This is a genomic window from Halobacillus sp. ABH2_015, from assembly GCF_056158945.1.
The window spans coordinates 2,646,106-2,669,270 of the sequence record NZ_JBSWUG010000002.1; the positions used below are offsets into that span (position 1 = coordinate 2,646,106).

The 23,165-nt window shown below is 48.7% G+C and carries 20 protein-coding genes; all 20 read right to left on the bottom strand.

The genetic code is table 11. From position 1 onward, the window contains the following. Positions 1–68: 68 nt before the first annotated feature. Positions 69–1,724: an acyl-CoA dehydrogenase family protein gene (locus tag ACXAD6_RS14055; RefSeq protein ID WP_474969386.1), complete on the bottom strand. Its 1,656-nt coding sequence runs from the start codon at positions 1,722–1,724 to the stop codon at positions 69–71. Next, positions 1,721–3,253: a class I adenylate-forming enzyme family protein gene (locus tag ACXAD6_RS14060; RefSeq protein WP_474969387.1), complete on the bottom strand. Its 1,533-nt coding sequence runs from the start codon at positions 3,251–3,253 to the stop codon at positions 1,721–1,723. The genes ACXAD6_RS14055 and ACXAD6_RS14060 overlap by 4 nt, the downstream gene beginning before the upstream one ends. Continuing rightward, the gene (locus ACXAD6_RS14065) at positions 3,250–3,642 is read right to left on the bottom strand and encodes a MerR family transcriptional regulator (RefSeq protein ID WP_474969388.1); all 393 of its coding nucleotides are present in this window, start codon (positions 3,640–3,642) and stop codon (positions 3,250–3,252) included. Before ACXAD6_RS14065 ends, ACXAD6_RS14060 begins: the two co-directional genes overlap by 4 nt. A 113-nt stretch (positions 3,643–3,755) precedes the next feature. Next, a complete protein-coding gene (locus ACXAD6_RS14070; protein ID WP_474969389.1) occupies positions 3,756–4,574 on the bottom strand; it encodes a hypothetical protein in 819 nt (272 codons plus the stop codon). 318 nt (positions 4,575–4,892) lie between these two features. Continuing rightward, a complete protein-coding gene (locus ACXAD6_RS14075; protein ID WP_474970432.1) occupies positions 4,893–6,560 on the bottom strand; it encodes a glycerol-3-phosphate dehydrogenase/oxidase in 1,668 nt (555 codons plus the stop codon). 225 nt (positions 6,561–6,785) lie between these two features. After that, positions 6,786–8,285, bottom strand: coding sequence for a glycerol kinase GlpK (gene glpK / locus ACXAD6_RS14080; protein ID WP_474969390.1), 1,500 nt, complete (start codon positions 8,283–8,285; stop codon positions 6,786–6,788). 15 nt (positions 8,286–8,300) lie between these two features. Next, complete coding sequence (locus tag ACXAD6_RS14085) at positions 8,301–9,101, bottom strand: MIP/aquaporin family protein (RefSeq protein ID WP_474969391.1); 801 nt, start codon at positions 9,099–9,101, stop codon at positions 8,301–8,303. Between the two features lie 117 nt (positions 9,102–9,218). Then, a complete protein-coding gene (locus ACXAD6_RS14090) occupies positions 9,219–9,770 on the bottom strand; it encodes a glycerol-3-phosphate responsive antiterminator (protein WP_474969392.1) in 552 nt (183 codons plus the stop codon). Continuing rightward, positions 9,767–10,279 carry an acyltransferase gene (locus ACXAD6_RS14095; protein WP_474969393.1) on the bottom strand — a complete coding sequence of 171 codons (513 nt, stop codon included), beginning with the start codon at positions 10,277–10,279 and terminating at the stop codon, positions 9,767–9,769. Before ACXAD6_RS14095 ends, ACXAD6_RS14090 begins: the two co-directional genes overlap by 4 nt. A gap of 3 nt (positions 10,280–10,282) precedes the next feature. Beyond that, complete coding sequence (ppaX, locus tag ACXAD6_RS14100; protein WP_474969394.1) at positions 10,283–10,921, bottom strand: pyrophosphatase PpaX; 639 nt, start codon at positions 10,919–10,921, stop codon at positions 10,283–10,285. Continuing rightward, positions 10,896–11,852, bottom strand: a complete 957-nt coding sequence (locus ACXAD6_RS14105) for a nucleoside recognition domain-containing protein (RefSeq protein ID WP_474969395.1) — start codon at positions 11,850–11,852, stop codon at positions 10,896–10,898. Before ACXAD6_RS14105 ends, ppaX begins: the two co-directional genes overlap by 26 nt. Before the next feature lie 13 nt (positions 11,853–11,865). Then, a complete protein-coding gene (gene lgt / locus ACXAD6_RS14110; protein ID WP_474969396.1) occupies positions 11,866–12,702 on the bottom strand; it encodes a prolipoprotein diacylglyceryl transferase in 837 nt (278 codons plus the stop codon). 12 nt (positions 12,703–12,714) lie between these two features. Then, complete coding sequence (hprK, locus tag ACXAD6_RS14115; protein WP_474969397.1) at positions 12,715–13,647, bottom strand: HPr(Ser) kinase/phosphatase; 933 nt, start codon at positions 13,645–13,647, stop codon at positions 12,715–12,717. A 158-nt stretch (positions 13,648–13,805) separates the two neighbouring features. Continuing rightward, on the bottom strand, positions 13,806–14,162 hold the full coding sequence (locus ACXAD6_RS14120; RefSeq protein ID WP_474969398.1) for a phage holin family protein: 357 nt from the start codon (positions 14,160–14,162) through the stop codon (positions 13,806–13,808). Between the two features lie 26 nt (positions 14,163–14,188). After that, positions 14,189–15,217: a DUF4097 family beta strand repeat-containing protein gene (locus tag ACXAD6_RS14125; protein ID WP_474969399.1), complete on the bottom strand. Its 1,029-nt coding sequence runs from the start codon at positions 15,215–15,217 to the stop codon at positions 14,189–14,191. Between the two features lie 104 nt (positions 15,218–15,321). Further along, positions 15,322–15,975, bottom strand: coding sequence for a bacillithiol biosynthesis deacetylase BshB2 (bshB2, locus tag ACXAD6_RS14130; RefSeq protein ID WP_474969400.1), 654 nt, complete (start codon positions 15,973–15,975; stop codon positions 15,322–15,324). Beyond that, positions 15,968–16,339 carry a YojF family protein gene (locus ACXAD6_RS14135; RefSeq protein ID WP_027956289.1) on the bottom strand — a complete coding sequence of 124 codons (372 nt, stop codon included), beginning with the start codon at positions 16,337–16,339 and terminating at the stop codon, positions 15,968–15,970. Before ACXAD6_RS14135 ends, bshB2 begins: the two co-directional genes overlap by 8 nt. 66 nt (positions 16,340–16,405) lie before the next feature. Next, positions 16,406–19,282, bottom strand: coding sequence for an excinuclease ABC subunit UvrA (gene uvrA, locus ACXAD6_RS14140; protein WP_474969401.1), 2,877 nt, complete (start codon positions 19,280–19,282; stop codon positions 16,406–16,408). 6 nt (positions 19,283–19,288) lie between these two features. Next, positions 19,289–21,268, bottom strand: coding sequence for an excinuclease ABC subunit UvrB (gene uvrB, locus ACXAD6_RS14145; RefSeq protein ID WP_474969402.1), 1,980 nt, complete (start codon positions 21,266–21,268; stop codon positions 19,289–19,291). A 175-nt stretch (positions 21,269–21,443) separates the two neighbouring features. After that, entirely contained in the window at positions 21,444–23,033 is a 1,590-nt protein-coding gene (locus ACXAD6_RS14150; RefSeq protein WP_474969403.1) for a peptide chain release factor 3, read from the bottom strand. Positions 23,034–23,165 lie beyond the last annotated feature (132 nt).

Genomic DNA, 23,165 nt, shown 5'->3' on the forward strand with positions numbered 1-23,165 from the left:
AATCTTTTGAAAAAAACCGGTTCAGCCGCCCAACGAAAAACAGCCCCCTGTAAGAGGGGACTGTCTGTTTAAGGTTTGACGGCCGTCCGGTATAACAGATCATCTGCATACTGAAGGACCAATGGATGTTCCACGTTTGATTCGCGGTGAAAATGCAGATGGAGATACAAGCCGGCGGCCTTTTCTGTGCGTCCGCCTTCTCTTTTCATCTCCAGCGCGGTGACCCCTTCATAGAGCAGAGCCATCCTTTTGGCGAGGCGTTTGCTGTAAAGGGTCTGCTCCCGTTCCTTCATCTGCATCATCCGGATGGCTTCTTCATGAAAATCTTCCAAGTATCCGTCGACCGCCCGGACATCCTCATCTTCTACCAAGACATCCATTCGTGCTTTAAGCTCGTCGTAAAACAGCTGGTGGGCCTGATACTTATGGAACAGCCGGAGAACCTCAAGGCCGAGGATGTTCGCCGTCCCCTCCCAGACTGTAAGCACCTGGGCGTCGCGGAGCAGCCGTGGAGTGACAAAATCTTCGATATATCCATTGCCTCCATGAAGTTCAATGGCTTCCTGGGCAAAGTGAACCGCCTGTTCTGCTGATTCCTTTTTTAATACAGCAATCCGAAGCCGGTTCAGCACCGCTTCTTCCGGACGGTGTTCTGGAGCATGAACCATGCGGTCAAAGGCACGGATCATGTGAAACACCGCCCGCGTTTCTACTTCCTGTTTCACTGTCATAGTGGAAAGGGTGTCCTGAATCATCGGGTAGTCAATCAGCCTGCCCCCGAACGCCTCCCGTTCTTTCGCATAGGCAAGGGATTCGGTGACTGAGCGGCGCATAATTCCAATCGAAGCCACAGCATTGCATATCCGGGAAAGGTTCAAGGCTTCCATCATGTAATAAAACCCTCTATCCGCCTCTCCTACTAAGTAAGCCTCGGCTCCTGCAAATTCCACCTCGGCTGATGGAACAGCCCGGACTCCGAGTTTGTCTTTCAAACGGCGGATTTGAATGCCGTTCAACTGTCCATCCCCGCCCCGCCAGGGCACGAGAAACAGACTCAATCCTTTCGTCCCCTTCGGTGCACCTTCCATCCTGGCCAGAACCATAGCGACGCCACAGGCACCGGCATTACTGGCAAAATACTTTTCTCCATAAAGGTGGTAGACGTCCCCCTCCTTCACGGCCTTGACTTCATTCGCCCCAACATCCGACCCTCCCTGGCGCTCGGTTAAGAAAGTCGCTCCTTCAAAAAGGTCCACCTCTCCTGTGGATAGGACGTGAGGCAGATACTCAGCTTTCAATTGGTCATCAGCGTAATGATCGATTAAATAGGCAGTAGCCATTGTAAGGGTGACCGGACAATAAAAGCCGGGCTCTGCCTGGGAGAGCAGGTAACCGAGTGCAAAGGAATACGTGTAATCCCCCGGCACACCCAGTTCCGGAATCTGTTTATGAACAAAACCCACAATACCCGTGTTGTAGGTATCCTGAACAGTCTTCAAGTACCCTTCGTTGAGACGCACATAGGAAATGTCCCGCCCCATCTTGTCATACTTAATCAAAACAGGCTGCCCATCTCTGTCCGTGTACGCCGCGCGCTCATCAATGTCGTGAGCACACAACGCGCCGTAATTTTCCAGCTTGGGGAAGGCCCATTCCTGAAAAGGTTCATTCCAGGATTGCTTTAGTACATGCTGAAGATTTTCGTCATTTACAAAAAAATTCATGACCGGTCCCCCTGAACCTGTTGATTTTCTTCTCGAAGCTTGTGCTTCAACAGCTTGCCTGTGGCATTCCGGGGCAGCTCCTGCACTTCTTCATACAACCGCGGGATTTTATACCCTGCCAAGTGGTCTTCAAGAAACCCCCGGCATTCCTCTTCCAATTCATCGATCCTCCCGTGCGAAACGATAAAAGCCTTCACCGTTTCACCCCAGTCGGGATGAGGGACGCCCGTCACCGCCGCATCCTCAATGAGGGGATGCTGTAAGAGGATGGTTTCAATTTCCCGCGGATAGATATTGACACCTCCCGAGATGATCATATCTTTCTTACGATCGACCACCCACACATACCCCTCCTCATCCCGCACTGCGAGATCACCGGTTTTCAACCATCCGTCCTGAATGACTTTTCTGGTGAGCTCCGGGTCTTTGTAGTAGGCTTTCATAACCCCATCTCCCCGCAGACAGATTTCGCCCACCTCTCCCGCTTCGGTTTCCTGCCCATCGTCACGGGCGATTTTCATTTCACAGTTGAGAGCCGCACGCTGTCCGATACTGCCTGCTTTTCTTTCATGCTCTGACGGAAGCAGAAGAGTACCGTTGGGACCGGCTTCTGTTAATCCATATACACAGTACAGGCTCTCTGTGTCCAACTGTTCTTGTATGAAATCCACCTCCGTACGGGAAAGCGGCGCCCCTCCATAAATCCAGTGTTTCATCCAGCTCATGTCTGTATCAGCAACATCCGGATGTCTCGCTGTCATTAAATAGGCGACAGGCGCCCCGAAGAAATGCGTCGTTTTCTCTCTGGATACGAGTTCCAGCAAAAGATCAGGCGTAAATGATGGGGCTGTAACATGAGCAGCTCCGACATAGGTACCTGCGGTTAAAAACAAGTGAAGCGGAGCGGAATGGCTGAGTGGCATCATATGAAGAATCCGGCTCGAAGCTTTCATCTCCATTTCGATGGCCATCATAATGGAAACGCTTACTATGTTTTTGTGCGTAAATACTACTCCTTTTGGCGTCCCGGTTGTTCCCGACGTATACAAAATGGAAGCCTCCTCCTCTTCAGAGGCATCATTCACGATTTCCACCCCCTCTTCCTGAGCCAGAAGAGCGGAGTAGGAGAGCCAGTTCCCCCGGGACACCCCGGTTTTAATAAAGGTTCCCACTTTGTCTTCTGCAAGCCCTTTGACTTGTGGCCACGTCTGTTCATGTGTAAGCAGGACGACTGCATCACTGTGATCATAAATATAGGAAACTTCCTTCTCTATCAGCCGGGCATGAATGGGAACGACCACCGCTCCCGCCCGGTGAGCTGCAAAGTAGCTCACGATAAACTCGATTGTGTTCGGCATGTGAATGACAATTTTATCCCCCCGTTCTACACCAAGTCTCATAAAGGCGCGGGCCATCTGATTCACCTGTTCATCCCATTCCTTATAGCTCAACCGTCGATCGGGTGAAATCAATCCATCTTTATCCGGGTATTTCCTTGCCTGATAAGCCAGCATTTCTGATACATTCACAGCGATTCTCCTCTCCGCTCCCTCAATTCCTGCTCAAACCTTGCCATCCAAGTGTCCATTTCCTCCTTTAATTCCGATAATTCACGGATCCTGATGTCCACTTCCTCCATCTTTTCCCTCCCGTAAGACATGGTCCTTTCCAACTGGCTCACTCCGGAAGGGTCTTGATCAAATAGTTCGATCATTTCCTTGATTTCTTCCAGATGAAAGCCATACTTTTTGCCACGGAATATGAGTCGGATTCTTGTGAGGTCCCCCGTGGAGAAGACCCTCCGTCCCTGGAGGTTCCGTTCCGGCCTGATTAAGCCGATCTCTTCGTAATACCGGATCGTCCGCTTCGTTACATCAAACGTGTCAGCTACATCCTTAATCGACAGTCCGTCTCTCATCTGCAGCGCCTCTCATTGAATGAATTTTCCAACAATTACACTATACCATTTACGTTAACGTCACCTTCAACTATAAAATTTTGGAAATTAAAAACACCAGCGTTGGCTGGTGTTTAATAATTCCCGTATTGAAATAAAAATAGAAAAGCAACAAGGGAGGAAGGAACCTGCTCCCTTACAGACCATTCTATGATAAAACCCGGCATGTTCCCGAAACGGTCGGCCGCTTCGGTCGGAATAGCTCCCTGCTTAATCTCCGCCCAGATCCTGCCGTTTTCATCTGTCACCTTGTACCAGCCGAGGTAACGGTCTCCTTTAAGCTGCCACCGGAGGTTAGGTCCTTCAATAAAACCGATGATCCGCTTTCCATCCGTCCCTTTCCACACTTTCGTATAAGCCGTATACCTGCCGGCTTCGTTCTGAATATAACCGCGCCATTGGAAGCCGCCCTTTTTCTCAAGGCGGTACTGGGACGCATCATAATCATCTTTACAAACAAAAGAACCTGATTTAATAGAAGGAAAAGAAAGCCAGCTTGAAATGACAGCGGCCGGTTTATACTTCCAATGGTGTTCTTCCTCCGCCCGTGCATATCGTTCCCCATTCATATCATAAAGACCAGCTTGATCATTTCTAATATCCTGCTGCCCAAGGTACATGCGCTTCGGAAAAAGGGGATAAGTGTATTCAGGACCGAACTCCGCAGTCTGGATTGTCGTATGCCGTAATTTTTTGAAATCCTGTATACCCGTTGCAAACAATCCTGCTCCCGTTACAAAGAACAAGGGGAAGTAAAAAAGAGAAAGGATAAAGGATGCCTCCTGGTATAATAGGATGGAAAAAAGAAAGAACATACCCAAAACCAGCAGAACCCCACCCGTGATCAACTGTCTTCCCGCATCTTTCAATATCAATGACCGAATGTCCATCATACCTTTTCCCCCTTTTCTATGTTCTACGCAGCAAACAAGGAAAAAGTTTCAGAAAAAACTGGTCTTATAAGAGGACAGGAAGAAGAAAGGAGTATGCATCCTCCTCCCCATCTATCAAACAATACGGGAAGATTTTTGAATCCAATGGAAAAATCCTGCGTGACATTTGGCGGAGAATGTACCATAGAATCCGTTTGCTTGTTAGCTTATGAAAATAAGGCCATTCCGAGGCCGTGCATTTGTCGGTTGATGAATTCGCAGCACCGATTTCCCCGAGAACTTGAAAACCCGTCCTCCGGAGAGGACGGGTTTGATTACTTATACATATTCAATAGGCGTAACGGCTTCTTTTAGAAGCTGATCAAGCTGCTCGGTATATTCTTTCTTCTGCTCATCTGTATAGTTTAAGGATTCAGCCATGTAGTCAATAACGCTGTCCTTATGATCGCGTACCCATTGGATGTTGAAGAACAGGGCCGCGGTACGACGGACGAAGAAGTCCACCGGTTTGAAGGTCATTTCCTCTTCAAGCGCGTAAGCAAGCTGAGCAAAGACGATTGGATCGATGCCTTCGTTCTCCGCTTCCTGCTTACGGTTTTGGAAGTTATTGAACACTTTATCCACGTTGGCACCATAAAGCTGGATCAGTTTATCTGCTTCCTCTTTATCGATACCAATGGATTCAGCGATTTTCAAGCGTTCTTCCTTGAACTGCTTGAATCCTTTAGAACCGCCAACTTCTCCTCCGGAAATAGCCATGCGCTTCGTCTCGGAATCAGAATAGCGGACGCCGGTTTCTTCCATCAACTGATCGCGGACAAGATCCACGGCAGTCACAGCCATCTTACGGTAACCTGTCAGCTTCCCACCAGCCATGGAAATCAGACCGGAATCAGAAACAAAAATTTCATCTTTACGGGAAATCTCAGATGGATCTTTGCCTTCCTCATGAATAAGAGGACGAAGGCCGGCCCAGCTGGATTCCACATCTTCTTTCGTCGCTTTGACGGTCGGGAACATATAGTTCATTGCTTTGATAATATAATCGCGGTCTTCTTCCGTCATCGTCGGGTGGGAAATATCCTGATCGTACACCGTATCCGTTGTACCGATATACGTTTTACCGTTTCTCGGGATAGCGAAAATCATACGACCGTCCGGACTGTCGAAGTAAATCGCCTGCTTCAGCGGGAATACAGACTGATCGAATACAAGGTGAACACCTTTGGTCAGCTGCAGGGTTTTCCCTTTCTTGGAGCCATCGATTTCACGAAGCTCATCCACCCATGGACCGCCCGCATTGATGATTTTCTTCGCTTTCACGTTATACTGTTCTCCTGTGATTAAATCCTCCACTACTGCTCCAACGATTCTGCCTTCATCACTATAGATAAAGTCCACGACTTTGGAGTAGTTGGAAGAGTTGGCACCATATTCGACTGCTTTTTTCATGACTTCAAGAGTCAGACGGGCATCATCTGTCTTGTACTCTACGTAATACCCAGCACCTTTTAAGCCGTCCTGTTTAATGAGAGGTTCACGCTTAAGGGCTTCTTCCGCACTCATCATGGAGCGGCGTTCGGATTTCTTAACACCAGCAAGATAATCATAGACGCGCAGGCCGATGTTCGTAGAGAACGGGCCGAAGTTTCCGCCCTGGTGGAATGGAAGCAGCATCCATTCTGGAGTGGTTACGTGCGGGCCGTTTTCATATACGATCTCCCGCTCTTTTCCTACTTCTGCCACCATTTTAACTTCAAACTGCTTCAAGTAACGCAGGCCGCCGTGTACGAGCTTCGTGGAGCGGCTGGATGTTCCGGCTGCATAGTCCTGCATTTCAACAACCGCTGTTTTCATGCCGCGGCTGGCCGCATCCAGTGCGATTCCAGAGCCGGTAATTCCTCCCCCGATGACGAGTACGTCCCACTCTTCCTGAGTCAAGCGTTCAAATTGACGTTGTCTTTCCAAGCTTGAAAATGATTGCATATCGATCTCTCCTTCTTCCGTTGTCTTCATTTAATGGTCTGGTACGGATATTCCCGAAAATGTCGAAAGTTATGTGTGGGAATGTTCTTTAGACACTGTGGCATAAAAAAAGAGACCACGAAACTCCTTATGCTGTGCATAAAGCTTCGTGGTCTCTCCGCGTCTCCGACCGTGTCCATCAACTTGTACTTTTATTATATCAGAGAGCGGACACGTGTCAAAGATTTATTCTTCAGGCTTGAAGACCCGGGTAGCTTCCACAGCTTTCTGCCATCCTTTATATAGTGTCTGCGTTTTCTTTTCCTCCATACTTGGCTGGAATTCACGCTCCACCTTCCATTGATTTTCGATTTCACGGCGGTCTTCCCAGAAACCAACTGCAAGACCGGCAAGGTAGGCAGCTCCAAGCGCTGTCGTTTCATTGATTTCCGGACGTTCCACGTTCACATCAAGCAGGTCACTCTGGAACTGCATCAGCATATTATTTTTCACAGCACCGCCGTCCACCCGGAGCGTTTTCAATTCAAGACCGGAGTCTTCCACCATAGCATTGACCACATCTTTCGTTTGATAGGCCAGCGAGTCGAGCGTTGCTCTTACAAAGTGGGCTTTGGTTGTTCCCCGTGTCAGACCGAAGACAGCTCCGCGCGCTTCACTGTCCCAATACGGTGTTCCAAGACCAACAAAGGCCGGCACCACATACACACCGTCAGCAGAATTCACTTCTCCTGCAACCTCTTCACTTTGAGGAGAAGATTCGATCATCTGCAGACCGTCACGGAGCCACTGGATGGCTGAACCAGAAACGAAGATACTGCCTTCCAGAGCATATTCGACTTTACCATCCAGCCCCCAGGCCAGTGTTGTAAGCAGACCGTGATTGGACTTGACAGGTTCTTCCCCGGTATTCATTAACATGAACCCACCGGTGCCATAAGTATTTTTAGCCATTCCTTTTTCAAAGCAGGCCTGTCCGAACAGAGCCGCATGCTGGTCCCCGGCAATCCCTGCGATCGGTACTTCTTTTCCGTAGAAATGATAATCAATGGTATGAGCATAGACATCAGAGGACTCTTTCACTTCAGGAAGCATGCTTTCTGGAACGTTCAGCAGTTCCAGGAGCTCCTTGTCCCATTCCAAATCATAAATGTTGTACATAAGCGTACGGGAAGCGTTGGAATAATCCGTAACATGGGCCTTCTGGCCGGACAGCTTATATACGAGCCACGTATCGATCGTTCCGAACAGCAGGTCCCCGTTTTCGGCTTTTTCTCTTGCTCCGTCCACATTGTCCAAAATCCATTTCACTTTCGTTCCTGCGAAGTAAGGATCAAGGAGAAGACCTGTCTTTTCACGGAAGGTATCTTCCAGTCCCTTCTCCTTCAATTCGTTACAAATGCCCTGCGTCTGTCTGGACTGCCAGACGACGGCTTTGTAGATCGGTTTTCCTGTATGTTTATCCCACACGACGGTCGTTTCCCGCTGGTTTGTGATACCGATTCCAGCAATGTCCCCGGCGTCTACATCCGCAAGGCGGAGCACATCGGAAATACAGGCAAGCACAGATGTCCAGATTTCATTGGCATCATGCTCCACCCATCCTCTTTTTGGAAAGTATTGTTGAAATTCCTTCTGTGCGGTTTCAACAATTTCTCCATCGCGGTTGAACAGGATGGCCCGCGAGCTCGTTGTACCCTGATCAATTGATAAAATATAGTTTCCCATGGTAAATCTCTCCCTTTATGCTTGTTTCACTTTTTTTAATTCTATGTTCATGGAACTGAGAAGGACAGCGGCAACAACCGCGGATCCTATCCAAAACCATATGGTATACTCCGCCTGGAAAATGGCTTGATAAAATAATCCGCCATACATTCCGCCGATAGCCGGGCCGGCCACAGGAATCCAGGAGTACCCCCAATCAGATCCTCCCTTACCGGGGATAGGAAGAACCGCATGCGCCACTCTCGGCCCAAGGTCCCTCGCAGGGTTGATCGCATAACCGGTTGTAGAACCAAGGGACATCCCGATGGCCACAATCAACAAGCCGACGATCAACGGATTCAAGCCGTCTGTGAAATCATTGGCCCCAATAAATAATAACCCCATCACGAGTACAAAAGTACCGATCATTTCACTTACCAGATTGGAAATAGGACTGCGTATGGCCGGATCCGTACAAAAGATGGATTTGATAGCCAGCTGATCCTCCGTATCTTTGAAATGAGGCAGGTAATGGAAAAACACGATGGCTGCTCCGATAAAAGCCCCCATCATCTGCGCGGTGATATATAGTGGGACTTTCGCCCACGGGAAATCTCCGACAACAGCAAACCCAAGTGTTACTGCCGGATTGATATGAGCGCCTGTAACGCTTCCAACCGCGTACACGCCCATGGCAACAGCAAGGCCCCAGGCAATTGTAATAAGCACCCAGTTCCCTTCCGCTTTTGTAGCTTTCAAGTTCGCTCCGGCTATGACACCGCCTCCAAAAATGATTAAGATCATCGTACCGATCAGTTCACCCATAAATTCCGTCATGTGCCCGCTCCTTTCCGATCTTCAGCGGATCCCTGCCAAAAACGCACAACTATTAGCGTCTCTTCTAATCTCTGTGCGTTTTCAGGCTCCTTTTTTTACAAAGGGCGTCTGGATCATCTATTTGGAAAACTTCCATAAGTCGGTACGAGAAGTAGAAACGGCAGAAGCCCCGGAGGCCAGTGCCTGCTCCACGTCTTCTTCCGTACGGACGAGTCCTCCAGCGATGACAGGTACCCCGATCCGCTCTTTAATCTCTTTTATCATTCCCGGCAGGACACCAGGCAAAACTTCGACGTAATCAGGCTCCGTTCTTTGAATGAGCTTCACATTGTGCTCAATGGCCTGACTGTCAATCAGAAACAACCGCTGCACAGATAGGATATTATATTTTTTCGCCTGATGAATGACATGTCCTCTTGTTGAAATCACTCCGTCGGGTTTCACTTCCTGACCGAGGTATTCCATACCGTAATCATCCGCTTTCAAGCCTTGGATCAAATCCACGTGGACGAGGACTTTTTTCCCCGCCTTCTGCCCGAGACGGACGAGCTTTCGAAGCAGTCCGAGACGGCTTTCAAGAAGGATGATATACTCCGTATCCGATTCCAGCAGGGTTTCAAAATCCTTGATTTTCTTTACTGCCGGTAAAACCGTCTGTGTAAAACTCATTCTTCCGCCTCCCGCTGAGCCATCTGCTCTTTCGTATAAATGACCTTCATCGGGTTTCCCCCGACAAAACTGCCGGGTGGAACATCTTTATTCACCAACGTGCCGGCCGATACTACCGCCCTGTCCCCAATCGTGATTCCCGGGAGGATTGTCGTATTGGCTCCGATCAGAACTTCATCTCCGATGATCACCTCACCCAGCCGGTATTCATCGATCAAATATTCATGAGCTAGGATGGTTGTATTGTACCCAATTACCGTATTATACCCAACTTTGATCTTTTCGGGAAACATAATATCAACCATGACCATCAAGGCAAAGGCTGTCTGGTCACCCACCTTCATGTTCAAAAACGTGCGGTACAGCCAATTTTTCATTCCGAGAAAAGGGGTGTAACGTGCCATCTGAATAACGATGAAATTTTTTACGACTTTAAAAAACGGCACGGTTTTATAAATATGCCACAGGGAATTCGCACCCTCGACGGGATAGCGGTCTGTCTTTCTCATCGATTATCTCCCGGTAATCTGCAGCAGGTCACGCATGTTATCCAGCATGTAATCCGGACTTAACTCGTCCAGTACATTTCTGCCCTTGACAGTCCACACAACGCCGGCTGTTTTCGTTCCGGCATTTTTTCCTGCTTCAATATCGTGGGTATTATCACCGACCATGAGAGCTTCTGATGCCGGCGTATCCAGTTCTTGAAGCGCCCGCACGATCGGCTCCGGGTGAGGTTTGGCATTGGTCACATCATCAAGAGTGACAACCGTTTCAAACAAGCCGTCCAGATTCGTGAGTTCCAGCCCCATATGAACGGTGTTCTTCATCTTTGTCGTCACAACACCAAGACGGAATCCCTGCTTCTTCAAGGTATGCATCGTTTCGACAACCCCTTCATAGGCAGTCACATAACGGTCATGGTTTTCCACATTATGTTCGCGGTAGGTTTCCACCATCTCCTCCACTTTGTCCGGGTTGATCTCAGCCAGGCTTTCCACAAGAGGGGGGCCGATAAAATCCAAGATCTCTTCACGCGTATAGTCTCTGTCCCCATATTGGGCGATGGTGTGAGTGAAGGATGCGATAATCAGTTCATTCGTATCAATCAGTGTGCCGTCTAAATCAAAGAGAATGGTACGTATGCTCATGTGATGTATCCTTTCTATTATGTTGTAATTTGTTCCAAACAAACCCTACGGACGCTGTTAACAGCACAGCTGTCGTTAACCGGATGATGAGAAGCGGCCAGACAGGGATGCCGAGTGGAATGAATACGAGCGTATCTTCGACAACAGCATGACAGGCGACAAGGAAAATGACGGCCAGATACATATCCTTTTTCGATACACCGTCCTCTTCCACGGCCTGAATCATCAAACCGGCGCCGTAGGCAAGACCGATCGTCAAGCCGGCGGCCAGCGTCATGGATGTATTCCGCTCCATACCTAAAAATCTGGTGCAGGGAGCGACCCATTCCGAAAATTTGTCGAGCCATCCTTTTTCTCTCATAAACTGCATAACGACCATCAATGGGATGACAATGAAGGCAAGCTGGATAATCCCCATGCCGGCCGTCTGCACCCCCTGGATGATGATTTCCGTCCATCCCTCCGGTTCCACAGGATTAGAGGGGGCAAGGCCGTACTTCGCCTGTTCCCCTCCCCCGTCCCAGAACAAATGGATGACAAATGCGGAAAAGAAGGCAAGGGTAAGGCGGACACCAATAACGATCCACCAGCTGACCCCCACTTTTTTAGCAACGGTCGATTCAATCAGCAGGTTATGGGAGAACGACAGCATGACAGCTAAAATAAATACTTCTTTCACCGTAAAATCAAAGGAGAGAATCGCAGCGATGCCGGCATACAGGTTCAAAAAATTCCCAACCACTAAAGGGACAGCCGCCTGGCCTGGAAGACCGAGCCACCCCATCAGAGGTTCCAGTTTATCCATCACCCATGGCAGGACAGGCGTATACTGGAGAATCGTCACAATCAATGTTACGGGAAAAATGACTTTCCCCAGTGTCCATGTTAAATCCAGGCCCTTTTTCCCACCACGCAGCCACGTTCCTTTCATGCTATCGGCTCCCTTATTTTACTTTCTTTCCGTTATAATATTTATCTGCCATTCCGCTCTTTCTGCGGTAATACATGAGTACGGCACTACCGATCACCAGGACAATGGAAATAAATTGAGCCATACGAATATCTCCGAACAAGTAGAGACTGTCCGTACGCAGTCCTTCCACGAAGAAACGGCCGACAGAATACCATATGACATAGCTTAAGAAAACTTCCCCACGACGCGGGTTGAATCGGTGGCGGAGAACGAGCAGAAGAGCGAAACCGATGATATTCCAGACGGATTCATAAAGAAACGTCGGGTGATACACCGTTCCGTCAATGCACATCTGCTGGTTGATAAACGCGGGCAGATACTGCATGAAATTCTCGTAAAAAGCCTGTGAGACAGGTCCACCGTGGGCTTCCTGGTTCATGAAGTTTCCCCAACGCCCGATCGCCTGACCAAGAATAATACTCGGGGCAGCGATATCTGCCATCATCCAGAAGGAGATGCCTTTTACTTTTGTATAAATATAGGCGGTCAGCACCGAACCGATCAACGCTCCGTGGATGGCGATTCCGCCTTCCCAGACAGCAAAAACCTTCCACAACGGGCCGCCGGCATACCGCTCCCATTCAAAAATCACATAATAAAGGCGGGCACATAAAATGGCCGCAGGGATGGCGAAGACCACAATGTCCACCATATAGTCCTTTTTCAATCCCAGTCTTTCTGTTTCTCTTGTCGCAATCCATAATCCTAAAAAGGCTCCTGTAGCAATAATCAAGCCATACCAGTAAACAGAAAGTGGACCCAGCTGAAGAAAGACGGGATCAAGAGGCTGTGCTTCACATGTCTGCATCTTGTTTCCTCCTTATTTTCCCGTTTGATCCTGATCGATCACTTTGGTTAACCGCTCGGAAAACTCTTCTGCGGCATTAACGCCCATCCGCTTCAGGCGGAAGTTCATCGCTGCCACTTCAATAATGACGGCAAGGTTACGTCCCGGACGGACAGGGATCGTCGCTTTCGGCACATGAACGTCCATAATTTTCATCGTCTCTTCCTCGAGGCCCAGGCGGTCATACTGCTTGTTCTTATCCCAAATTTCCAGGTTGATGACAAGGGTGATGCGTTTGAAGCTGCGGACAGCACCAGCGCCGAACAGCGTCATCACATTTATAATACCGAGACCCCGGATTTCAAGAAGATGTTCAATCAGAGGCGGACTGTTTCCGATCAGCGTATCGTAATCTTCCTGGCGGATTTCCACGCTGTCATCAGCAACGAGGCGGTGACCACGCTTCACCAGTTCAAGCGCTGTTTCACTTTTACCCACGCCACTCTGACCGGTGATCAGTACACCAATACCGTAAATATCTACAAGGACACCGTGTATAGCTGTAAACGGGGCAAACTTGGACTCCAGGAAATTGGTCAGCCGGCTGATGACTCTCGTTGTCTTATATGGAGAGATCATCAGCGGGACGCCAGCTTCTTCAGCGGCTTCAAACAACTCTTCCGGAATATCCATACCCCTCGTTATAACGATCCCCGGGGTAACATCGGTGCAGAGCTTTTGCGCCCGCTCCTGACGCTGTTCCTTTGTCAGTTCATTGAAATAGGACAGCTCTGTCTTCCCGAGAAGCTGCAGTCTGTCTTTCGGGTAAAACTTGAAATACCCGGTCATTTCTACACCGGGGCGGGAAATATCACTCATATGTATTTCACGGTGAACTCCATCTTTTCCGGTTACTAATTCAAGCTGAAACTGTTCCAGTAAATCTTCTGTGCGGACCTTGCTCATCTTTCCAACAACCTCCATTCATCAATCACTGTCCCCTATTGTAGCATGTTTTGCTGAAATCTTGGATAGGTCTGTATCAACCAGGGGTCCCTATCAGTATAGACATAAAATACGTCCTGCGCATAAAAAAACCGTACGGATTTCTCCGTACGGCTGCATCAGGATGTCTTCATATCTTTCAAAAGACTGTTTAGTACCAGGTTCAAGAAAGAAATGATGACCGCGGCAAGGATGGTCATGCCAAATCCATCAATATCGAATGTACTTCCGAGGAACAAGTCGGTCAGAGCCAGTGTGATGGCGTTGATCACAAACAGGAACAGTCCGAGCGAGACAATCGTAATCGGAAGAGTCAAAATGACAAGAAATGGACGGACGACCGCATTAAGGATCGAAAGGATAAAAGCGGCAAGCAAAGCACCGCCGACACCGTCAATCTGGACACTGTCGAGCAGGGCTCCGACAGCAATAATGGCAACAGCATTCACTAGAATATGCAGCAGCCAGTTTTTCATAACATTCACCTCATTTTCCCACTGTTTTAAAGCTGGACAGGGGGCTGTATCTTCACTGAACCAGTCTTCGTCTCTGCTTCTATATGATAAACATCTTCAAATTGTTCATACGCTTCGAATTCCAGCGTCTTATTCATTACGTCTTTCCGGTCTTTCAGGATTTTATAATTATCAAGGCTGCACTGAAGGGAACCGAATTTCGTTTTCAGAATCCCGTCGATTTTACGTTCCACAGGAAGAGAGACCTGAATGGCCCCTGCGGTCGTTTTCAAAAAGGCGGTATGCGCTGTGCTTCCTTTATGGTCTACGGTGATCCCTCCGCTCACAGAGGACCCATCAATTTTACCGAATGTCCCTTCGAGGGTCACCGGCCCGTTGATCGTATCTGCTTCCAACTGATCGAACACGCCTTCTTCAAGCTTGATCAATCCGTTGGCTGTATAAATTTTGCAGCTTCTCCCTTTCAGGCGGGCCCCTTTCACAGGACCGTTGGAGGTTTTCAAATGGAAATGCTCTCCTTCCAGGCCTTCCGCGTGCAGGGAGCCGTTCTGAAGCTGAGCTTTAATAAATTCATAGGAGCGTTTCGGTAAGTAAAGATCTGTATGCATTTTGATTTTCTTGGAAGGACTGGCCAAACGCAGCAGGCCATATTTGATGTCGAATTGAACATCTCCGTACACACGTTCCTTCGCCTCTTCCTCTGTGGCCGCCTGATACACTTTCATTCTGGAGGATGCCTTCACCTGATCCTCCTCCCAGGAGTAGACATGGAGGGAACCGTTGGCAATCATTAGATCCACTTCCTTCAAGTCTCCGGCATCAAGCAGGGAATCCTCTTTAATCTCCACCGATTCTCCAAAAGCAAGATCAAAGTCGGCGTTCTTGATTTTATCCACCGCGTCATCAAGAAAGTTCACAATGCCATACTTTTTCTTCTCCGGCGGTTCCTCTCCTTCACGTTCAAGAGCACTTAAAAGCTTCGCTCCTTCTTCTGCATTGATCGTACCCTTTTCAATCATCTCCAATATTTTCATACGTTCTTCATTTACCGGCATATATTCACTCTCCTTTACCTATCTATGTACGTTGTTCCCATAAAAAAAGATTCAAAAACAAAAAACCATGGATCGGACGTAAGGTCTGATCCATGGCTGCTATCTTAAAAGTGCCAGCGGTAAAACCGCTCTGTTTTCAATCGTTCCAGCTGTTCAGCGGCCTGATCATGATTTTCGATCAAACTCATCATTCCGTCCGCCTGGGAAAGGTGGGCCTGAATGGCTGCAAGCTTCTTTTCCCAATAAGGGCGGATATCATAAACGATATCCGGTTCCCCTAATACATCCGCATGGCCGTTGGAAATGGCGTGCATCCATACATCCGGGCGCGAGGCCTCTTCCATCGATTTGACGGCCTCGACCGCTGCGGCTCCGAGAGCATCATGATCCGGATGGACCGCGTACCCCGGATAATGGGTGATGACCACCGTCGCCTCCAGCTCTTCCAGTCTCTTCTTCAAATGAGACGCTACCTGATCACGCGGTTCAAATTCAAGTGTCTTATCGCGGTAGCCGAGAAACTCCACTTTTATATCGAGTTGTCTGGCTGCTTCCTTCAATTCCTGTCTGCGGAATGTGGACAACGTCTCTCTGTTAGCAAAAACCGGGCTTCCCATATTCCGTCCCATTTCCCCCAATGTTCCACAAAGGTATGTGACTGGAACTCCTTCATCCCTGAATTTAGAGATGGTGCCGGAAGCACCAAAGGACTCATCATCCGGATGTGGGAAAATGACGACCACATGCCCTTTACTCATCAGGATCCGCTCCGTGTGAAAATGGGGTTTCGCTGATTTCCAAAGCGACCATCAAGCGGCCTTCACGGTCATGCCCCGCCATCAGAAGACGGCCTTTTTCATCGATTTCATAATCGCTCAGCCCTTCGGCGTACACCCATCCGAGATCAAGTTTAAGACCTACACGGTAGCTGCCGCCTGTGCTGACGATTTTTCCGTGTTGATAAGAAACTTCCGCATTACGGATGAAAGCTCCCACGTTATAGGCATTCTCATCGAAGTGACTGGCATACGCACCATTGGTTGTTTCCAAATGCACGTATACCGTTTTATTGGCTAACTGGTTGATTTTATCCTGAACTTTGTTCGGTTGTATTGATTCCACTCATATTCCTCCCGTCCAACCATTCTTGGTTAACGATACTTAATTTGGCGGCGGGCGTCAAAACATCTACTTGCCGGCCACTTGTTCGCGACTGTCCATCTGCTTTTCCATACGCTCACGGTCTCTCTCCAGAACGGGCTTCAAATACCGCCCTGTGTAGGAATCCTCCTGCTCAGCGACGTGTTCAGGCGTGCCACTTGCAATAATCCGTCCGCCATTTCCGCCGCCTTCCGGTCCTAGATCAATAATGTGATCTGCTTCTTTGATGACATCAAGGTTGTGTTCAATGACAAGCACCGAATCCCCATTATCAACGAGACGTTGGAGAACTTTCAGGAGACGGGAAATATCATCGACATGAAGACCGGTCGTCGGCTCATCCAAAATGTAGAAGGATTTTCCGTTGGACCGGCGGTGCAGTTCACTCGCCAGTTTCACACGCTGGGCTTCCCCGCCGGACAATGTGGTAGCCGGCTGGCCGAGTTTAATATATTCCAGACCGACATCGGCAACCGTCTGCAGTTTGCGCTTAATTTTCGGAATGTTGGCGAAGAACTCCAGCGCTTCTTCAATCGTCATTGCCAGAACATCGGCGATGCTCTTGTTTTTATACTTCACTTCCAGCGTTTCTCTGTTGTACCGTTTACCGTCACAGACTTCACAGGGAACATAGACATCGGGAAGGAAGTGCATTTCAATTTTAATGATTCCGTCTCCGCGGCAGGCTTCACATCGTCCACCCTTGACGTTGAAACTGAAGCGGCCTTTTTTGTACCCGCGGATTTTCGCTTCATTCGTCTGTGCAAACACATCACGGATATCATCAAAGACGCCTGTATAGGTCGCTGGATTGGATCTTGGTGTTCTTCCAATTGGTGACTGGTCGATATCAATCACCTTGTCCAGGTGCTCTATGCCTTCGACAGCTTTATGCTGTCCAGGTTTCTGCTTTCCGTTATGAAGCTTCATAGACAGCGTCTTATAGAGGATTTCGTTGATGAGTGTACTTTTCCCCGACCCGGAAACTCCTGTCACAGCCGTGAAGACCCCGAGCGGAATATCGGCATTCACTTTTTTCAGGTTGTTTTCTTCCGCTCCTTTCACTTTCAAGGAGCGCCCGTCGGATTTCCGCCGTTCAGAAGGCAGGGGAATAAACTGCCGGCCGGATAAATACTGGCCTGTCAGGGACTTGCGGTTTTTCATGACCTGTTTCGGTGTCCCCTGAGTGACGATATTTCCGCCGTGGGCACCTGCACCTGGTCCGATATCGATCAAGTAGTCCGCAGCGAGCATGGTATCTTCATCGTGTTCCACGACAATCAGAGTATTGTCCAGGTCGCGCATCCGCTTCAGCGTATTGATCAGACGATCATTATCCCGCTGATGCAGACCGATGGAAGGCTCATCCAGAACATAAAGAACGCCGGTGAGGGCGGAACCGATCTGAGTCGCCAGCCTGATCCGCTGGGCTTCACCGCCAGACAGCGTACCCGCAGAACGGGACAGCGTTAAATAGTCCAGGCCGACATTGGCAAGGAAGCTGAGTCGTTCACAGATTTCCTTCAAAATCATCCGGGCGATCGTTTCTTCTTTTTCCGTCAGTTCCACAGACTCAAAAAATTCTTTGGCCTCTGTTACGGAAAAATCAGTGGTTGTACCAATATGGCTGCCGTTGATCAAGACAGACAGAGCCTCTTCATTCAAGCGGTTGCCTTTACATTTCGGACACGGCTTCTGCGCCATGTATTTCTCCATCTGTTCACGGATATAATCGGAACTCGTTTCTCTGTACCGGCGGGAAATGTTCGGAATGACACCCTCGAAGAAAATTTCGTTCTCACGTACTTTGCCGAAGTCATTTTCATAGCGGAAGTAGACTTTTTCATCGCCACTACCATAAAGAATACGTTCTTTATGATCTTCTGGAAGATCACGGAACGGTTTGTCCATATCAATGCCGTAATGGTCCGCTACGCTTTTCAGAAGCTGCGGGTAATACTGGGAGCTCTGAGGTTCCCATGCAGCAATCGCATGTTCATTCAGGGAGCGTCCCCAGTCCGGAATGACAAGATCAATGTCCACTTCCAGCTGAGTGCCGAGTCCATCACAGCGGCTGCAGGCACCATACGGACTGTTGAAGGAGAACATCCTCGGCTCCAGTTCACTGACGGAGAATCCACAGATCGGGCAGGCATGATGCTCGCTGAATGTAAGTTCTTCTTCTCCGATGACATCGACAATCGTGTTCCCATTCCCAAGATTCAACGCTGTTTCCAACGAATCTGACAGACGTCCTTCGACACTGTCTTTAATGACAATCCGGTCGATGACCACTTCAATGGAATGCTTTTTGTTTTTTTCGAGTTTTATTTCCTCGGAAATTTCCCGCATTTCCCCATCGACACGAAGGCGGATATACCCTTCCTTCTGGAGCTGCTCAAACACTTTCACATGCTCACCCTTACGACCGGAAACGACCGGGGCAAGAATCTGCATTTTCGTGCGCTCCGGATATTCCATCAAACGATCCACCATCTGCTGGACGGTCTGGGAACTGATTTCAATGCCGTGGTTCGGACAGGTCGGGCGTCCGATCCTGGCAAATAACAGACGGAGATAGTCGTAGATCTCCGTTACCGTTCCGACCGTGGAACGCGGATTTCGGCTTGTCGTTTTCTGATCGATGGAAATGGCCGGCGACAGACCTTCAATCGAGTCTACATCCGGCTTGTCCATCTGTCCGAGAAACTGACGGGCATAAGCACTTAAGGACTCTACATAACGACGCTGTCCTTCCGCATAAATCGTATCAAAAGCCAGTGATGATTTTCCGGACCCGGATAAACCCGTCATGACGACGAGTTTATTCTTCGGGATATCAATATCTATATTTTTTAAATTGTGGGCACGGGCTCCCCGAACGCTGATATGTTTACTGGGCATACTCCATCATCCCTCCGCTTTTAATTCCAGCAGAATGTCGCGCAGCTCAGCGGCCCGTTCAAAGTCGAGGTCACGCGCAGCCTGCTTCATTTCTGTTTCCATATTGTCGATCATTTCCTGACGTTCCTTCTTCGTCATTTCTGAAGGCTTCTTGCCTGTCTCATAGCTGATATCTTCTTCAGCGACGGCGGTTGCCTTAATCACATCACGGACCTCTTTCTTAATGGTCTGTGGTGTAATGCCGTGCTCTTCATTGTAAGCCATCTGTTTTTCACGACGGCGGTAGGTTTCATCGATAGCATACTGCATGGATTTTGTCATTTTATCCGCGTACATGATGACTCTGCCTTTTTCGTTACGTGCAGCACGGCCGATCGTCTGAATCAGAGAGCGGTCGGAACGCAGGAAGCCTTCCTTATCCGCGTCCAAAATGGTAACGAGTGACACTTCAGGAATGTCCAGACCTTCACGCAGCAGGTTGATTCCTACAATGACATCGTATTTACCGACCCGCAGATCACGGATGATTTCAATACGCTCCAGTGTTTTAATCTCCGAATGCAGATACGCCACCTTAATCCCGAGGTCCTTCAAGTACGCCGTCAGATCCTCGGACATTTTCTTCGTCAGGGTCGTAACAAGGACGCGCTCGCCCTCATCTTTCCGCTTATTAATCTCCCCGACAAGATCATCAATCTGACCGTGGATCGGGCGTACTTCAATTTCAGGATCAAGCAGTCCTGTCGGCCGGATGATCTGTTCGATCATTTCAGGGGTATGTTCAATCTCATAAGGTCCAGGTGTTGCCGATACATAAGCGATCCGGTTGATATGCTCCTCAAATTCAGGGAACATGAGCGGCCGGTTATCAAGAGCCGATGGAAGTCGGAACCCGTGATCAACCAGCACCTGCTTACGGGCACGGTCCCCGTTGTACATCCCTCTTACCTGGGGAAGGGTCACGTGCGACTCATCAACCATAATTAAGAAATCGTCGGGAAAGAAGTCAAGCAGCGTATAAGGTGTCGCGCCTTCTTCGCGGAACGTCAAGTGACGGGAGTAGTTCTCGATACCGGAACAGAATCCCATCTCTCTCATCATTTCCAGATCATAGTTCGTCCGCTGCTCAAGACGCTGGGCTTCCAGCAGCTTTTCCTGGTCACGCAGTTCTTTTACACGCGCTTCCATTTCTGCTTCAATGTTGGCAATGGCTTTTTTCAATTTTGCTTCACGTGTGACGAAGTGGGAAGCCGGGAAGATGGCGACATGCTCTCGTTCACCTGTCACTTCACCCGTCAGCACATCCACCTCACGAATCCGGTCGATCTCATCTCCGAAAAACTCCACACGAATGGCATGTTCTTCTCTGGAGGCGGGGATGATTTCTACAGAATCTCCGCGGACACGGAACGTTCCGCGTTGGAAATCGATGTCGTTACGGGCATATTGAATATCTACAAGCTCGCGGAGAAGCTGATCTCTGTCCTTTTCCATACCGGAACGGACGGAAAGCACCTGGCTCCGGTATTCTTCTGGAGAACCGAGGCCGTAAATGCAGGAGACACTGGCAACGATGATGACATCATTGCGCTCGAACAACGATGAGGTAGCCGAGTGTCGAAGCTTATCAATCTCATCATTGATGCTGGCGTCTTTTTCTATGAAGGTATCGGAAGAGGGAACATACGCTTCCGGCTGATAGTAATCATAATAGCTGACAAAGTACTCGACAGCATTGTTGGGAAAGAATTCCTTGAATTCACTGTACAGCTGTCCAGCCAATGTTTTGTTATGGGCAATAATTAAGGTCGGTTTGTTCACCTGTGCAATGACATTGGACATCGTAAACGTTTTTCCGGTACCTGTTGCGCCCAGAAGTGTCTGGTGCTTTTTCCCGTTCTGGATCCCCTCGACCATTTTTTCAATGGCTTTCGGCTGATCTCCCTGTGGGGAAAATTTCGAAACTAACTCAAACTTCTCATCCACGACGAAAACCTCCGTTCCTTACTAGTTACACATTAGTTTACCACATCAGTTTATCATTCTAACATCCATCGAACAAACATTCGGTTCCGGATGCTCGAAAGATCTTTCTAACCATTCATTATACCCATGTTCAGTCATATAAAAAGCACTCTGCTCAGCGCAGAGTGCTCATTGATTAATTTTCGAATGTCTGGTTGTACTGGTTCACTTCAAATAAATCGGTCAGTTCAATATCCGGATTCTTATCTTTGAACCAACGGAGGGAGAAGTCATTTTTGAACAGGACAAGCGGATTGCCTTCCCGGTCTTCGGCAAGCATGTTCCGTTCATCGAACAATGATTCATCCACCTGATCCTCATTCAACCAGCGTGGGATCCTTTCCCCGAGCTGTGTCAATTCAATATCCACATTGTACTCGTTTTTCATGCGGTATTCGAACACTTCGTATTGGAGTTCACCGACCGCTCCGATGATGTAATCCTCAAAGCGATAGCGTTTGAACAGCTGGATCGCTCCTTCCTGCACGAGCTGCTCGAGCCCTTTACGGAACTGTTTGGACTTCATGACGTTTTTTGCGGTGACCTTTTTAAAGATTTCAGGCGGGAACTGCGGCAGTTCATCATACTGGAACCTGGATTTCCCTGTAACGATCGTGTCACCGATCCGGTAGACGTTCGGATCATAAATGCCGATGATATCTCCGGCGTAGCCCTCTTCAACCGTTCCTCTTGAGGAAGCAACAAACTGTTGGGACTGGGCAAGTTTAAAGGTTTTCCCTGTCCGGGAGAGTGTCACGTTCATCCCACGCTCGAACTTGCCTGAGCAGATACGCACGAAAGCTACACGGTCACGGTGCTGCGGGTTCATATTGGCCTGGATTTTAAAGATGAATCCGGAGAACTCTTCATGATCCGGTGAAACTACGCCTTCTGTCGACTTCCTTGGCGCAGGCTCCGGTGCCATATCAATGAAGCTGTTGAAGAATGTTTCCACACCGAACGGGGCCAGGGCACTCCCGAAGAAGACAGGGGTCTGTTCACCGCGCATGACTTTATCCATATCGAAATCTTCCCCGGCTTCATCCACAAGCATCATTTCTTCTTCCGCTTCCTTATACGTGGCGTTTTCGGTCAGCTCAGGATGCTGATCAAGTTCAGCATAAGGAATATATTCTTCTTCCTCATTCCCTGTGTACTGGACAAACTGCTCGTTCTGGCGGTCAAACACACCAAGGAAACGCTTGCCCATTCCGGCCGGCCATGTCATGGGATAGGTTTCGATATTCAGCGTTTCTTCGATTTCTTCCATCAGTTCAAACGGCTCGCGGCCTTCCCGGTCCATTTTGTTAATGAAAGTGAAGATCGGAATCCCACGCATCTTACACACTTTAAACAGCTTCAAGGTCTGCGCTTCGATTCCTTTTGTTCCGTCAATAACCATGACCACACTGTCTACGGCTGTCAGCGTCCGGTACGTATCCTCACTGAAGTCTTCGTGACCAGGTGTGTCGAGGATATTGACTTGATAGTCTTTATAAGGGAAGTTCATCACACTGGAAGTTACGGAAATTCCACGCTGTTTCTCAATTTCCATCCAGTCGGATGTGGCGAATTTTCCGGTTTTTTTCCCTTTGACTGTACCCGCAGAACGGATCAAGTTACCCAGTAAAAGCATTTTCTCCGTCATCGTCGTTTTACCGGCGTCCGGGTGGGAGATAATAGCAAACGTGCGGCGTTTTTTCATTTCATTTTGTATATCATTCATCGTGATATCCTCCGTCGTATTAAAAATTTCTATATGAATGGGGTGGAAAGGATATACGTCCTACATGATCTGATTCACTCCATAAAAAAAGCGCTCAGACTTATAAGCGCCTTCCTCGTATTTTTTATATGA

Excerpts from the sequence above, each read along its gene's own strand:
- ACXAD6_RS14090 (WP_474969392.1), bottom strand. The coding sequence starts at position 9,770 with ATGAGTTTTACACAGACGGTTTTACCGGCAGTAAAGAAAATCAAGGAT.
- ACXAD6_RS14065 (WP_474969388.1), bottom strand. The coding sequence starts at position 3,642 with ATGAGAGACGGACTGTCGATTAAGGATGTAGCTGACACGTTTGATGTA.
- ACXAD6_RS14095 (WP_474969393.1), bottom strand. The coding sequence starts at position 10,279 with ATGAGAAAGACAGACCGCTATCCCGTCGAGGGTGCGAATTCCCTGTGG.
- glpK (WP_474969390.1), bottom strand. The coding sequence starts at position 8,285 with ATGGGAAACTATATTTTATCAATTGATCAGGGTACAACGAGCTCGCGG.
- ppaX (WP_474969394.1), bottom strand. The coding sequence starts at position 10,921 with ATGAGCATACGTACCATTCTCTTTGATTTAGACGGCACACTGATTGAT.
- bshB2 (WP_474969400.1), bottom strand. The coding sequence starts at position 15,975 with ATGAGTAAAGGGCATGTGGTCGTCATTTTCCCACATCCGGATGATGAG.
- ACXAD6_RS14125 (WP_474969399.1), bottom strand. The coding sequence starts at position 15,217 with ATGCCGGTAAATGAAGAACGTATGAAAATATTGGAGATGATTGAAAAG.
- ACXAD6_RS14055 (WP_474969386.1), bottom strand. The coding sequence starts at position 1,724 with ATGAATTTTTTTGTAAATGACGAAAATCTTCAGCATGTACTAAAGCAA.
- ACXAD6_RS14070 (WP_474969389.1), bottom strand. The coding sequence starts at position 4,574 with ATGATGGACATTCGGTCATTGATATTGAAAGATGCGGGAAGACAGTTG.
- ACXAD6_RS14120 (WP_474969398.1), bottom strand. The coding sequence starts at position 14,162 with ATGAAAAACTGGCTGCTGCATATTCTAGTGAATGCTGTTGCCATTATT.
- uvrA (WP_474969401.1), bottom strand. The coding sequence starts at position 19,282 with ATGCCCAGTAAACATATCAGCGTTCGGGGAGCCCGTGCCCACAATTTA.
- lgt (WP_474969396.1), bottom strand. The coding sequence starts at position 12,702 with ATGCAGACATGTGAAGCACAGCCTCTTGATCCCGTCTTTCTTCAGCTG.
- hprK (WP_474969397.1), bottom strand. The coding sequence starts at position 13,647 with ATGAGCAAGGTCCGCACAGAAGATTTACTGGAACAGTTTCAGCTTGAA.
- ACXAD6_RS14075 (WP_474970432.1), bottom strand. The coding sequence starts at position 6,560 with ATGCAATCATTTTCAAGCTTGGAAAGACAACGTCAATTTGAACGCTTG.
- ACXAD6_RS14085 (WP_474969391.1), bottom strand. The coding sequence starts at position 9,101 with ATGACGGAATTTATGGGTGAACTGATCGGTACGATGATCTTAATCATT.
- ACXAD6_RS14105 (WP_474969395.1), bottom strand. The coding sequence starts at position 11,852 with ATGAAAGGAACGTGGCTGCGTGGTGGGAAAAAGGGCCTGGATTTAACA.
- ACXAD6_RS14150 (WP_474969403.1), bottom strand. The coding sequence starts at position 23,033 with ATGAATGATATACAAAATGAAATGAAAAAACGCCGCACGTTTGCTATT.